At 37.5% G+C, this 12,291-nt stretch carries 15 protein-coding genes; 14 read left to right on the top strand and 1 reads right to left on the bottom strand.

Going from position 1 to position 12,291, the window contains the following annotated elements:
- The first annotated feature begins 70 nt into the window (after positions 1-70).
- From LAV82_RS04760 to LAV82_RS04705, 12 genes are all read left to right on the top strand, one after another.
- Positions 71-340: an IreB family regulatory phosphoprotein gene (locus LAV82_RS04760; RefSeq protein WP_013059287.1), complete on the top strand. Its 270-nt coding sequence runs from the start codon at positions 71-73 to the stop codon at positions 338-340.
- Entirely contained in the window at positions 341-757 is a 417-nt protein-coding gene (gene ruvX, locus LAV82_RS04755; protein WP_013059286.1) for a Holliday junction resolvase RuvX, read from the top strand.
- A 153-nt stretch (positions 758-910) separates the two neighbouring features.
- The gene (locus LAV82_RS04750; protein ID WP_013059285.1) at positions 911-1,195 is read left to right on the top strand and encodes a DUF1292 domain-containing protein; all 285 of its coding nucleotides are present in this window, start codon (positions 911-913) and stop codon (positions 1,193-1,195) included.
- Between the two features lie 411 nt (positions 1,196-1,606).
- Positions 1,607-2,710, top strand: a complete 1,104-nt coding sequence (gene mltG, locus LAV82_RS04745) for an endolytic transglycosylase MltG (protein WP_057233375.1) — start codon at positions 1,607-1,609, stop codon at positions 2,708-2,710.
- A 181-nt stretch (positions 2,711-2,891) separates the two neighbouring features.
- On the top strand, positions 2,892-3,548 hold the full coding sequence (locus tag LAV82_RS04740) for an O-methyltransferase (RefSeq protein ID WP_013059283.1): 657 nt from the start codon (positions 2,892-2,894) through the stop codon (positions 3,546-3,548).
- Positions 3,545-4,474: a peptidase U32 family protein gene (locus LAV82_RS04735; protein WP_057233377.1), complete on the top strand. Its 930-nt coding sequence runs from the start codon at positions 3,545-3,547 to the stop codon at positions 4,472-4,474. Before LAV82_RS04740 ends, LAV82_RS04735 begins: the two co-directional genes overlap by 4 nt.
- Positions 4,475-4,513: 39 nt before the next feature.
- Positions 4,514-5,776 (top strand): peptidase U32 family protein, encoded by a 1,263-nt coding sequence (locus LAV82_RS04730; protein WP_013059281.1) that lies wholly within the window; start codon positions 4,514-4,516, stop codon positions 5,774-5,776.
- A 7-nt stretch (positions 5,777-5,783) separates the two neighbouring features.
- Positions 5,784-6,419, top strand: coding sequence for a uridine kinase (gene udk / locus LAV82_RS04725; protein WP_211077268.1), 636 nt, complete (start codon positions 5,784-5,786; stop codon positions 6,417-6,419).
- Between the two features lie 218 nt (positions 6,420-6,637).
- Positions 6,638-7,114, top strand: coding sequence for a transcription elongation factor GreA (gene greA / locus LAV82_RS04720; RefSeq protein WP_013059279.1), 477 nt, complete (start codon positions 6,638-6,640; stop codon positions 7,112-7,114).
- Between the two features lie 119 nt (positions 7,115-7,233).
- Positions 7,234-7,791: an isochorismatase family protein gene (locus LAV82_RS04715; protein ID WP_028410598.1), complete on the top strand. Its 558-nt coding sequence runs from the start codon at positions 7,234-7,236 to the stop codon at positions 7,789-7,791.
- Positions 7,792-7,913: 122 nt separating this feature from the next.
- Positions 7,914-9,680 carry a peptidoglycan D,D-transpeptidase FtsI family protein gene (locus LAV82_RS04710; RefSeq protein WP_499715692.1) on the top strand — a complete coding sequence of 589 codons (1,767 nt, stop codon included), beginning with the start codon at positions 7,914-7,916 and terminating at the stop codon, positions 9,678-9,680.
- Positions 9,681-9,797: 117 nt separating this feature from the next.
- The gene (locus LAV82_RS04705) at positions 9,798-10,463 is read left to right on the top strand and encodes a YrrS family protein (protein WP_499715691.1); all 666 of its coding nucleotides are present in this window, start codon (positions 9,798-9,800) and stop codon (positions 10,461-10,463) included.
- A 13-nt stretch (positions 10,464-10,476) separates the two neighbouring features.
- On the opposite strand, the gene LAV82_RS04700 is transcribed toward LAV82_RS04705, so the two are convergent.
- Complete coding sequence (locus LAV82_RS04700; RefSeq protein ID WP_013059275.1) at positions 10,477-10,692, bottom strand: DUF2536 family protein; 216 nt, start codon at positions 10,690-10,692, stop codon at positions 10,477-10,479.
- Positions 10,693-10,831: 139 nt separating this feature from the next.
- Between LAV82_RS04700 and LAV82_RS04695 the strand changes: the two genes are divergently transcribed.
- Positions 10,832-11,473, top strand: a complete 642-nt coding sequence (locus tag LAV82_RS04695) for a class I SAM-dependent methyltransferase (RefSeq protein WP_013059274.1) — start codon at positions 10,832-10,834, stop codon at positions 11,471-11,473.
- A 17-nt stretch (positions 11,474-11,490) separates the two neighbouring features.
- Positions 11,491-12,186: a 5'-methylthioadenosine/S-adenosylhomocysteine nucleosidase gene (gene mtnN / locus LAV82_RS04690; protein WP_013059273.1), complete on the top strand. Its 696-nt coding sequence runs from the start codon at positions 11,491-11,493 to the stop codon at positions 12,184-12,186.
- The last annotated feature ends 105 nt before the right edge of the window (positions 12,187-12,291 follow it).

The raw sequence follows: 12,291 nt of genomic DNA, 5'->3' as shown, positions 1-12,291 counted from the left end.
GGTGTACAATATAAATAAGACTTAGCATAGTGCACAATGTGTTCACAAATTAAGAGAGTGAGGTGGGACCGTGAGTTCATTTGATAAAACCATGCAATTTAATTTTCAAGATGAGCCAGCTGAAACAAACGTACATGAAGTATTGTTTACGGTTTATGATGCACTGCAAGAAAAAGGCTACAACCCGATCAACCAAATCGTTGGGTATTTGTTATCAGGAGACCCTGCTTACATTCCTCGTCATAACGATGCGAGAAACACAATTCGCCAGTTAGAGCGAGACGAGCTCATTGAAGAACTTGTTAAATCTTATTTACAACAGCATCGAAAGGATTCATAAATGCGCGTATTAGGATTAGATGTAGGAACCAAAACAATTGGTGTGGCAGTTAGTGATGAAATGGGATGGACAGCGCAAGGAATTGAAACAATTAAAATTGCAGATGAGCAGATGGAGCAATCATATCCTCGTTTACAGCAGTTAATTGACGAATATTCCGTAGAGAAAATCGTAGTGGGTCTTCCTAAAAATATGAATGGCACGATTGGCCCTCGAGGTGAAGCGTGCATTGAGTTTGCTGACAATGTCAAAGAAAAACTTAACATTGAAACGATGATGTGGGACGAGCGCTTGTCGACGATGGCAGCGGAGCGAGTACTGCTGTCTGCCGATGTGAGCCGCAAGAAACGCAAAAAAGTAATCGATAAAATGGCAGCTGTTATGATTCTTCAAGGATACTTAGACAGCAAGCAATAAGAAAAGAGTAGGCTTTGCTTAAGCTGACAAGTTATGAATTTCCCTTTTGCATATTCTTTTGTACGTAAAAGGGAAGTGAAATAACTGAACAGCTTGCTTTTCGCTGAAGAAAAAGTTAAGCTAAGAGCTTACAATATAAAATGAGGTGCAAACATGAGCGTAGAAGAAAATAAAATTACAATCGTCGATGAGAATGGAAATGAGCAGCTATGCGAAATTTTATTCACATTTGATTCTGATCAATATAACAAATCATATGTAATTTACTATCCAATCGGAGCAGACCAAGATGATGAAGAGGAAATTGAAATTCATGCATCTGCTTTCACACCAAGTGAAGATGGTCAAGACGGTGAGCTTCAACCGATTGAAACAGAAGAAGAGTGGGACATGGTTGAGGAAATGGTTAATACATTCCTTGACGAAGAAGGCGAATAATTATAGTGAAAAAGCTGATGACAATCGTTATCAGCTTTTTTTTACATAGCAGCTGTTTTTTTAGATATAAAAAGGTTTTTCCTTGCATTCTTAGGGCAGATTGTATGATAATGACGAAAAATAAGATAAATTGTAGTATAATAATTCCTGCGTGTGAGAGTGCATTTTAATAAAAGAATTCATTGTTTGAACGGATGAAACTAGACTTTGGGCAGACAATAACATAAATCATGGAAAAATTTTAGAAGAGGCGAGAGTTTAAGGAAGCGATACCATCTCACACCTATAGGCGATACGAATGAATCGCAATCTCATGTCTCCTCTCTGTTCATACTTATAAAAAATCAAGAAGAAAAGAGGTGAAACTGGTTGTATCTTCTTTTACAGAAGTAGATTTAACCAGGAAGCTGCTTGTCGCAACAAACATTTTTACCACCTAATCGTTCAAGAAAAAAACGAGTTATTTTTATTACAATTATCGTACTTCTTTTACTAGCTGGCGGTGCATTTTTCTATGCTCAATCCCGCTTAACGCCCGTGGATCGAAACAGCAATAAAAAAGTAAATGTGACCATTCCACAAGGTTCTTCCGTCCAATCGATTGGTACGGTATTGAAAAAAGAAGATTTAATTAAAAGTAAAAGTGCATTTCGCTATTACGTAAAATTAACCCATGTGTCTGGATTTCAAGCTGGAACGTATTTATTTTCTCCTTCCATGAGCTTAGGGGAAATGGTTGAAAAAATGGAAAAAGGCGAGGTTTCAAAACAACCTGATATTCGTGTCACCATTCCAGAAGGACGCCAGCTTGTCGAAATTGCTGATATCATTGCTAAAAATACAAAGTTTACAAAAGACGAAGTCATGAAAAAGCTAGACGATAAGGCATTCGTCAATAAAATGAAAGAAAAATATCCAGATTTAGTAACGGATGAAGTGATGCAAAAAGATATTAAACATCCGCTAGAAGGTTATTTATATCCCGTTACGTATGATTTTTATGATGAAAATGTGTCGTTAGATGAAATATTGGATAAAATGGTAGGGAAAACAAATAATGTATTAGGTCAGTACAGTGGGCAAATGAAGAAGAAAAAATTCAGTGCTCATAAATTGTTAACAATGTCTTCTCTCATTGAAGAGGAAGCGACTGCGAAAGTCGACCGAGAAAAAATTGCCAGCGTCTTTTATAATCGCCTTGAAAAAAATATGCCTCTTCAAACGGATCCAACCGTCTTATATGCCTTAGGAGAGCATAAAGACCGCGTGTTCTATAAGCATTTAGAAGTGGACTCTCCTTACAATACGTATAAAGTAAAAGGGTTGCCTCCAGGACCAATTGCCAGCTCTGGTTTAATGTCAATCAAAGCTGCCTTACATCCAGCCAATACAGATTATTTATACTTCTTGGCCACACCTGAAGGAAAAGTTATTTTTACCAAAACGTTAGAAGAACATAACAAAGAAAAAGCCAAGCATATTACAGGTAAAGAAAAGCAAAATACCGAAAAATAAGTGGAAATTTAAAATTGGGGAATCGCGATACTTCGCATTCCCCATCTTTTATGTTAAAATATATCGGGTTTACGTAAAAACGAAAAAAACTTATAATAGACTAGTTGTCTTACTATTTTGCAGTAATGAAACGTTATGAAAACATAATGTAAAATGTACTTCTGAGAACGGAGGAAGTGTTTTGCTTTTACAAAACGTAGAGCAGTATGTGGAAAAGCTTATTCCTAAGCGCCAGGAGCTTATTGAAGAAATGGAAGCTTATGCAAAAGAACATCACGTTCCGATTATGGAATTGATTGGTGTTGAAACGCTATTGCAAATTCTTCGTCTTCATCAGCCAAAACATATATTAGAAATTGGAACAGCGATTGCATATTCGTCTATTCGAATGACCCATGCGCTTCCAGAGGCACGAGTGGTTACGGTAGAACGAAATGAAGAGCGTTACCAAAAAGCGCAAGAATTTATTGAACGGGCGGGAAAACAAGATAAAATTGTGTCGTTGTTTGGAGATGCACTAGAGCTTAGAGATGAGATTGAACGTCATGGTCCTTATGATGCAGTTTTTATTGATGCAGCTAAAGGTCAGTATCAGCGTTTTTTTGAACATTATGAGCCGATGCTATCTTCTAAAGGAATGATTATTTCGGATAACGTACTATTTAAAGGTCACGTAGCGACCGATTTGGCGGAAGTAGAAACACGTCGACGCCGCAGCTTAATTAAAAAAATTCAGGCATACAATACGTGGCTGATGAATCATCCCGATTATTATACAACTATTCTCCCTATTGGAGACGGAATCGCGATTAGTATTAAAAGAGGTGACCAAGAATGAAAAAACCAGAACTATTAGTGACACCCACTGCAGTTTCGGAAATTGAATCATTACTACAAGCTGGAGCAACAGCTGTTATGGTTGGTGAACAGCGCTACGGTTTGCGTTTAGCAGGTGAATTCAAACGTGAAGATATCGTAGAAGCTGTAAATATTGCTCATCAGCATAATGCAAAAGTCTACGTAGCGATGAACGGATTATTTCACAATGATAAAATCGCCGAACTAAATGAATATATTTTATTCTTAAAAGAAGCAAGCGTGGATGCGATTGTATTTGGAGATCCTGCTGTATTGATGGCAGTGCGTGAAACAGCTCCAGAAATGAAGATGCACTGGAGTACTGAAACAACGGGAACAAACTGGTATTCATGTAACTACTGGGGGCGTAAAGGAGCTAAGCGTGCAGTTCTTGCCCGTGAGCTAAGCATGGATAGTATCATTGATATCAAAGAAAAAGCCGAAGTAGAAATTGAAGTTCAGGTGCATGGCATGACGTGTATGTTCCAATCAAAACGTTCACTTCTTGGCAACTACTTTGAGTATCAAGGAAAAGTCATGGAAATTGAAAATCGTAAAGTAGAAAAAGATATGTTTTTACTTGATAATGAGCGAAACAATAAGTATCCAATTTTCGAAGATGAAAATGGAACGCACATTATGAGTCCAAATGATATGTGCATTATCGATGAGCTGTCGGAAATGATTGACGCTGAAGTAGATGTATTCAAAATTGAAGGCGTATTAAAGTCACCGCAATATATTTTAGAAGTAACAAAAAAATATCGTCAAGCGATTGATTTATGTGTAGATGACCGTGAAGAATACGAAAACGTTAAAGACGATTTGTTAGAAGACATTGAAAGCTTGCAGCCAATTAACCGCCCGTTAGACACAGGGTTTTTCTTTAAAGAAACGGTATATTAAAAAGCTTGCAAAGAAAGATAAACAAAGGAGGTACAAACGATGGCTGTTCAAATCGATACTGTAGTAGAAGGTAAACGAGTTATTACTAAGAAGCCTGAGTTGTTAGCTCCAGCCGGTAACCTTGAAAAATTAAAAGTTGCCGTACACTATGGAGCAGATGCTGTATTTATCGGAGGAAAAGAGTTTGGCCTTCGTTCAAATGCAGATAACTTTACATTTGAAGAAATGGCAGAAGGTGTTCAGTTTGCAAACAAATACGGCGCACGTATTTACGTTACAACAAACATTTTTGCTCATAATGAAAATATGGACGGACTTGAAGATTATTTAATGGGATTAGAGCGCGCTGGTGTTTCTGGAATCATCGTAGCTGATCCGTTAATTATCGAAACCTGTCGACGCGTTGCGCCTAAGCTTGAAGTACATTTAAGTACGCAGCAATCACTTTCAAACTGGAAAGCCGTTCAGTTCTGGAAAGAAGAAGGATTAGAACGTGTTGTACTTGCTCGTGAAACGGGTGCTGAAGAAATGCGCGAAATGAAAGAAAAAGTGGATATTGAAATTGAAGCTTTTATTCACGGAGCGATGTGTATTGCTTATTCAGGCCGCTGCGTGCTAAGTAATCATATGACAGCGCGTGATTCAAACCGCGGAGGCTGCTGTCAATCATGCCGTTGGGACTATGATTTATTTAAAGTAGAAGACGGTAAAACGGAAACGGCTTTATTTGATGAGCAAGACGATCCGTTTGCAATGAGTCCAAAAGACTTAAATTTAATTCAATCTATCCCTCAAATGATTGAGCTGGGTATTGATAGCTTGAAAATTGAAGGACGTATGAAGTCGATTCACTATATTGCAACAGTGGTGAGCGTATATCGCAAGGTGATTGACGCATACTGTGCAGATCCTGAGAATTTTGTGATTCAAAAAGAATGGCTTGATGAGCTAGACAAATGTGCAAACCGCGATACCGCTCCTGCCTTTTTTGAAGGGGTTCCTGGAGTGGATGAGCAAATGTTCGGCGTACACGGCAAGAAAACAAAATTTGATTTTGCTGGTTTAGTATTGAATTATGATGAAGAAACAAGCATCGTGACATTGCAACAGCGTAACTATTTTAAACCGGGAGAAGAAGTGGAATTTTTCGGTCCGGAAATTAAAAATTTTACGCAAAAAATAGATAAAATTTGGGACGAAGATGGCAATGAACTAGATGCTGCGCGTCATCCGCTGCAAATTGTGAAATTTAAAGTGGACCAACCTCTATTTTCATATAACATGATGCGAAAGGGGATTTAAATATAAAATGGGGAAAAAGCCCGTTGTAATCGGTATCGCTGGTGGATCCGGTTCTGGTAAAACAACTGTAACCAAAGCTATTTATGAGTATTTTAAAGGGCATTCTATTATGCTTCTTGAGCAAGACTATTATTATAAAGATCAAAGCGATGTAGCGTTTGAACAGCGTTTGCAAACAAACTACGATCATCCTTTAGCATTTGATAATGATTTGCTGATTGAACACTTGCAAAACTTATTAAATTATGAGAGCATTGACAAACCGGTATATGATTACGCAATTCATACGCGCTCTGAAAAGGTAATTAGAGAAGAACCAAAAGATGTTATTATTTTAGAAGGTATTCTTGTACTAGAAGATCAGCGCTTGCGTAATTTAATGGATATCAAGCTATACGTAGATACAGATGCGGATCTTCGTATCATTCGTCGTATGCTTCGTGATATTAAAGAACGAGAGCGTACGCTTGAGTCAGTTGTTGATCAATACGTATCTGTCGTTCGCCCGATGCATAATCAGTTTGTTGAACCAACAAAACGTTATGCAGATATTATCATTCCTGAAGGCGGTCAAAACCACGTAGCGATTGACTTGATGGTCACTAAAATTCAAACAATTCTTGAACAAAATGCCATTTTATAATAACATAGCATAGATGCAGGAATTTTTTTGAAGACAATGCAGACATATTCTGCTAACTAAACACAAACATTATAAAGAATAGAGAAACGAGCAGCTTCTATTTTGAAGCTGTCATTTCTCTATTAACTGATTTTTCCACAGAGTGGAAAATTTTTTGTACATACAGAAATGGACTGTATACACTAGAGATTTTGAGTTCAAGAAGGAGTGAAGGGATTATGGCACAAGAAAAAGTATTTCCAATGACAGAAGAAGGAAAGCTAAAGCTAGAGCAAGAGCTAGAATATTTAAAAACAGTAAAACGTAAAGAAGTTGTAGAGCGTATCAAAATCGCCCGCAGTTTTGGAGATTTATCGGAGAACTCTGAGTACGATTCTGCAAAAGACGAGCAGGCTTTCGTAGAAGGCCGTATTACAACGCTTGAAAATATGATTCGCAATGCGAAAATTATTGAAGAAGATGTAGAAAACTCTTCTATTGTATCATTAGGTAAATCTGTAACATTTGTAGAGTTGCCAGATGGTGACGAAGAAACGTATACAATTGTAGGTAGTGCAGAAGCAGATCCGTTTGAAGGGAAAATTTCAAATGATTCGCCAATTGCTAAAAGTCTAATGGGCAAACAAATTGGAGATCAAGTAACTGTTCAAACTCCTGGTGGAGATATGTCAGTGAAAATTGTATCTGTTAAGTAAAACATATGGTTGGAAGCGTTCTACTGAATGCTCGTAATTAAAAAAGCTGACACGCGTCAGCTTTTTTTATATGATTTTAAAAAGCGGAGAGAATAGAAAAGATATGTAAGAAAGGAAAGATGAAAATGAAAGATATCGATTTTACTAAAACAGCGCTTGTTTTAATTGATTTACAAAAAGGGATTGTTCCAATTGGAGGAGACGAAATTGTGGAGAAATCTGTTCAGCTTGTGAATCGTTTCCGCGAACAAAATGGATTTATTAGCTTTGTACGAGTAGATTTTCAAGATGGAAAAGATGCGTTGACGCCAGAAACGGATCAAAAGCCATCTGCTCCTCAAGAAAGACCTGCAGACTGGGCGGAATTCGATCCAAGACTTAATGTTCAAGAGAATGATTACATTGTGACAAAACGTCAGTGGGGAGCCTTTTTTGGGACAGATTTAGACCTTCAGCTTCGCCGAAGAGGAATTGATACAATTGTCCTTTGCGGAATTGCAACAAATATTGGTGTGGAAAGCACAGCTCGTGAAGCATTTCAGTATGGGTATAACCAAATTTTTATCACGGATGCCATGGCGACATTTACAAAAGAAGAGCATGAAGCAACTCTTTCTTACATCTTTCCGAAAATAGGAAAGCTAAGAACAACTCAACAATTTTTAACAGAAAATTAATAATAAAAACTTGCTGAATCAGCAAGTTTTTTTGTGAAATGAAAAAAAGAATGAATATTTCTTAAGATAATGGTTTTAAAAGTAATGGCAACGTCGACACTTGTAAAGAGTGAGGTGTAGTCATGAAAATAATTCACAAGCGAATTTATATTACTCTTATTTTTATTTTATTATTAATTAGTGGACTGGGAGCACGGCTTGTTCAACTCCAGCTTGTCAGCACAGAATCTTTTACTGACAAAAAGATTAACTTAATTGAAGGAAGCGTAAAGCAGCGTACGCAGGAAATGGTGGTAGATGACGGGCGAGGGAAATTTGAAGATAAAAATGGACAGTCTTTAACATCTATCACGCATAATCGCTTAGTCCTGTTTCCATTTTTAGAAAAAATGAAGTGGCCTGTTCAGCAAGTAAGTGAAATCGTGGGAATGCAACCAAAGGAACTAACGAACAGACTAGCGAATGCTAAAACACCGGTTGTTATTACAAAAGAATTATCCCATGCACAAGTCGAAAAAATAAATGCATTAAAGGTACCTGGCGTATTTGGAATTCCTCTAAAAGATGAGCGTCCAGTTCCTCTTGCTGAACATTTAATCGGACTAGAGGCACAAAGCAAACAAATAATTGAAGAGAAGTATAGTGACAAATTGAAAAATGGAGCAATTAAATCAACTACGCCTGTAGGTATCTCAGGGATGCAGAGGGCTTTTGACGAGTTTTTACTGCCTGAACAGGAGTCTAAGCTCCTTTATCATGTTGATCGCCTAGGTGGGCCTATGTTTGGCATCGATGTAAAATACACGGGTACAGCTAACCCTTATTATCCAGTCAGTGTGCGTACGACGCTTGATTTGTCTGCTCAGGAGCTGGTGGAGAATACATTAAATCATTATAAGTTAAAAGACGGAGGAGCTGTCTTAATTGATATAAAAAATAATAAAGTAATTGCGATGGCCAGCAGGCCTTCGATTAATAAGAAAGATCCATTTAAAAAGCAAAATGGTTCAGACAGCGTAGAAAATCGTTTGCTGACGCCACAAACTCCTGGATCTATATTTAAAACCGTAACAGCTGCTGCAGCGCTTGAACAAAATAAAATTCAGCCTTCTTTGACCTATAACTGCGATAAAAGTATTTATGGCAATAATGTAGAAGAAGATCATCAAAAAGGGCAGCTGACGTTTGAAGAAAGCTTCGCGCAAAGTTGTAATGCAACGTTTGCCCAGCTAGCAAAAGAAATGATAATATCTAATCCGAATATCCTTGAACAATATGCTGATAAGTTAGGGCTTATTCAGCCTGTAGGATGGACAGGTGATGTGTTCCACTTTGAACATTTTAAGCAGTTTTTAGGAGAAAAATCGGGAAGAGTTTGGACAAATACAAGAGAAAAAAAAGTACCAAATGCTGTAGCGCAAACGGCAATTGGGCAGCTTGATGTAAAAGTGACTCCGCTTGCAGTAGCAAATATGATGGCGACGATTGCACGTGGAGGAGAAAAGAAACAGGTAAAAGCTGTAGATGCGCTAGAGTATAAAAACAACACGTCATTGTATACGTTTAAAGAGCATGAGCTAAAAGGAGATACCATTAATAAAGCCACAGCTGCTTCTATGCAGCAGCTTTTAAAAGGTGTCGTACAGAGCGAAAAAGGAACAGGAAGAAGATTTCAAACGCTTCCTTATGAAGTGGCAGGAAAGTCAGGAACTGCTGAAATCAGTGTGAAAGACGATATCGTCGATAAATGGTTTGCCGGTTACTTTCCTGCAGATGATCCAAAATATGCAATGGTAGTAGTGGATTTAAATACAAAAAGTGCGATATCTCCCACAAACAGCGTATTTTATGATATTGTTAAAGGGATGTATGACTTAAATACACGTTAAAACAAGAAGAATTTGTAAAAAATATTACAAATATACTTCAAATAAATTTTGATGCTTCATGTATAAGAAAACACATGTTAGAATAAAGCATTATAAAAGTTGGAGGAAATTGTAGCAATGAATAACAATCGTTCTTCAAGACACGAAAGCAAAGAAAAAAAAGTAAACCGATTATATAATCTGTTAATTGCTGTCGTAGCAGTTTTAATTGTATTTGTCGGTGGTACGATGATTCTTGGAAACAAGGATAAATCGGATAACCAAGCGGAAACAACTCAAAACAATCCGCAAACAAATGACCAAAAAACGGACAAGACGGCTAAAAAAGACGATGATTCTTCGAAAGATGATCAAGCAACAGATGATCAAGCAACAGATGATCAAAGTTCTGAAGATGACCAAAGCTCTGAAGATGATCAAGCAACAGATGAAGAATCAAACGACTCAGATTCACAGGCTGAAGTAGAGAAAAATCCAGAGCCTGGCGTGGCAGAACGCAAGGTAGATCCTTCATGGGATTCAGTAGGTACGTCACAAGATGCACCTGCAGCAACATATAAAAAAGGATCAACGGATTGGAACGAAATGCTAAAAGCTGTAGGCGAAGGGTCAGGCATTAGCCCAAGCAACATGACCGTATGGCGTTTAGGGAATAACGGTGGTGTAGGTAAAGCGGTAGCTACGGTTAGTCCTAAAGGCAACTCCTCAACAAAATACCGCGTTCAAATTGAATGGGTAGATGGAGAAGGCTGGAAGCCCGCAGTGGTAGACAAGCTTCAATAAGAAAAGCAGCGCGCTAGCGCTGCTTTTTTAATTTGAAATGAACAACTGCAGAGTACAGTTTTTTACCTTGTTCATAGTCCACAGACATTTGATGAGATACGCTGTGCACCTCAAGCAAAATCGCTTTATTTTGATCAATTTTTTCAGCAATTTGTTTCTCAAGTATTTTAACATCAGGCGCTTCAAAAAATTCTATTTTATCTTCAATCATTTCAAATTCAAAGTTCATCTTACGACCTCCTTATTTCATTACTATAGTATAGCAAATAGAAAGTTAAAAGCTTAAAATAATTTGTAAATGAAGAACAAACGATAGCTAAAAACATACTATATCCATAAGAATTATTAGTTATGAGGAGGCGTTTTTTATGGGTCTAGAGTTTTTAGATATCTTTGAAAAGTGGGCGAATGAGTATGATGCATCGGTAAGCGGGAAAGATGAACAGTATAGAGAAGTGTTTCGCAATTATAATGAAATCTTAGAATATGTAGCAGACCGTTCAATAGGGCATGTGATAGAATTTGGAACAGGGACTGGAAACTTAACAAAAAAACTGTTAGAAAAAGAACTGACTGTAGTAGGAATTGAACCTTCAGTACCAATGAGACAATTGGCACACCAGAAATTAGGGGCAGATGTTTTAGTCACACCAGGAGACTTTTTACAATTTGATACATCATTGTTTCCAGCAGAGAGCTTAGTTAGTACGTATGCTTTTCATCATTTAACAGATAAAGAAAAAGAAGAAGCTGTGATAAACTATGGAAAGTTACTTCAAACCGGTGGTAAAATAGTGTTTGCTGATACAATGTTTGAAACAGCGGATTCATTTGCTGATACCATTGTTCAGGCAAAACAAAAAGGATATACGCAACTAGCAGAAGATCTAGAGAGGGAATACTATACAACGATTCCCGTCTTAAAGCAAATCTTTGAAAGCAATGGTTTTCACATAACCTTTACACAATTTAATCACTTTGTGTGGGTATTGGAGGCAACGAAACAATAGTAGAAAGAGGTTTTAAAATGAAAGTAGCAATCATTGGAGCAATGGAAGAAGAAGTGACGATTTTACGCGATAAAATTGAAAATCGTCAAGAAACAGTAATCGCAGGATGTGAATACTCAACAGGAACAATTAGCGGTGTGGAGGTTGTATTATTAAAATCAGGTATTGGAAAAGTAAATGCTGCGTTATCTACAGCCATCTTACTAGAGAAGTTCAAACCTGATTACGTTATTAACACAGGATCAGCAGGCGGCTTCCATCCAGAGTTAAACGTAGGGGATGCGGTTATTTCAACAGAAGTTCGTCATCATGATGTAGATGTAACGGTATTCAACTATGAATACGGTCAAGTGCCAAACTTGCCTGCAGCTTTTAAAGCAGATGACAAACTAGTTCGTCTTGCTGAAGAAAGTGCTCTTGAAGTAACGGATATGAAAATTGTAAAAGGACTAATTGCTACAGGAGATTCGTTCATGAACGATCCTGTGCGCGTAGAGTTTGTTCGCTCTAAGTTTCCAGACCTGTATGCAGCTGAAATGGAAGCGGCGGCTGTTGCTCAAGTATGCTATCAATTTGGCGTACCGTTTGTTATTCTTCGTGCTCTTTCTGACATCGCCGGCAAAGAATCAAATGTTTCTTTTGAGCAATTTTTAGAAAAAGCAGCTGTTAATTCAACGAAATTAGTATTGAATTTTATTACAAAATTAAAATAAGCTGTTCGTAAAATATAGAGTTTGTTTTCGTCTACACTCTGCATCGTTTATCATAACATGGGGTGTAGACTATATTTTTACCTTAATTCCGACTTTATTTATAGG

Source organism: Bacillus sp. ILBB4 (assembly GCF_035064545.1).
Classification (GTDB): Bacteria; Bacillota; Bacilli; order Bacillales; family Bacillaceae_H; genus Priestia.
The sequence above is the reverse complement of the archived record's forward strand: the minus strand, read 5'-3'. Positions and strand labels throughout refer to the sequence as shown.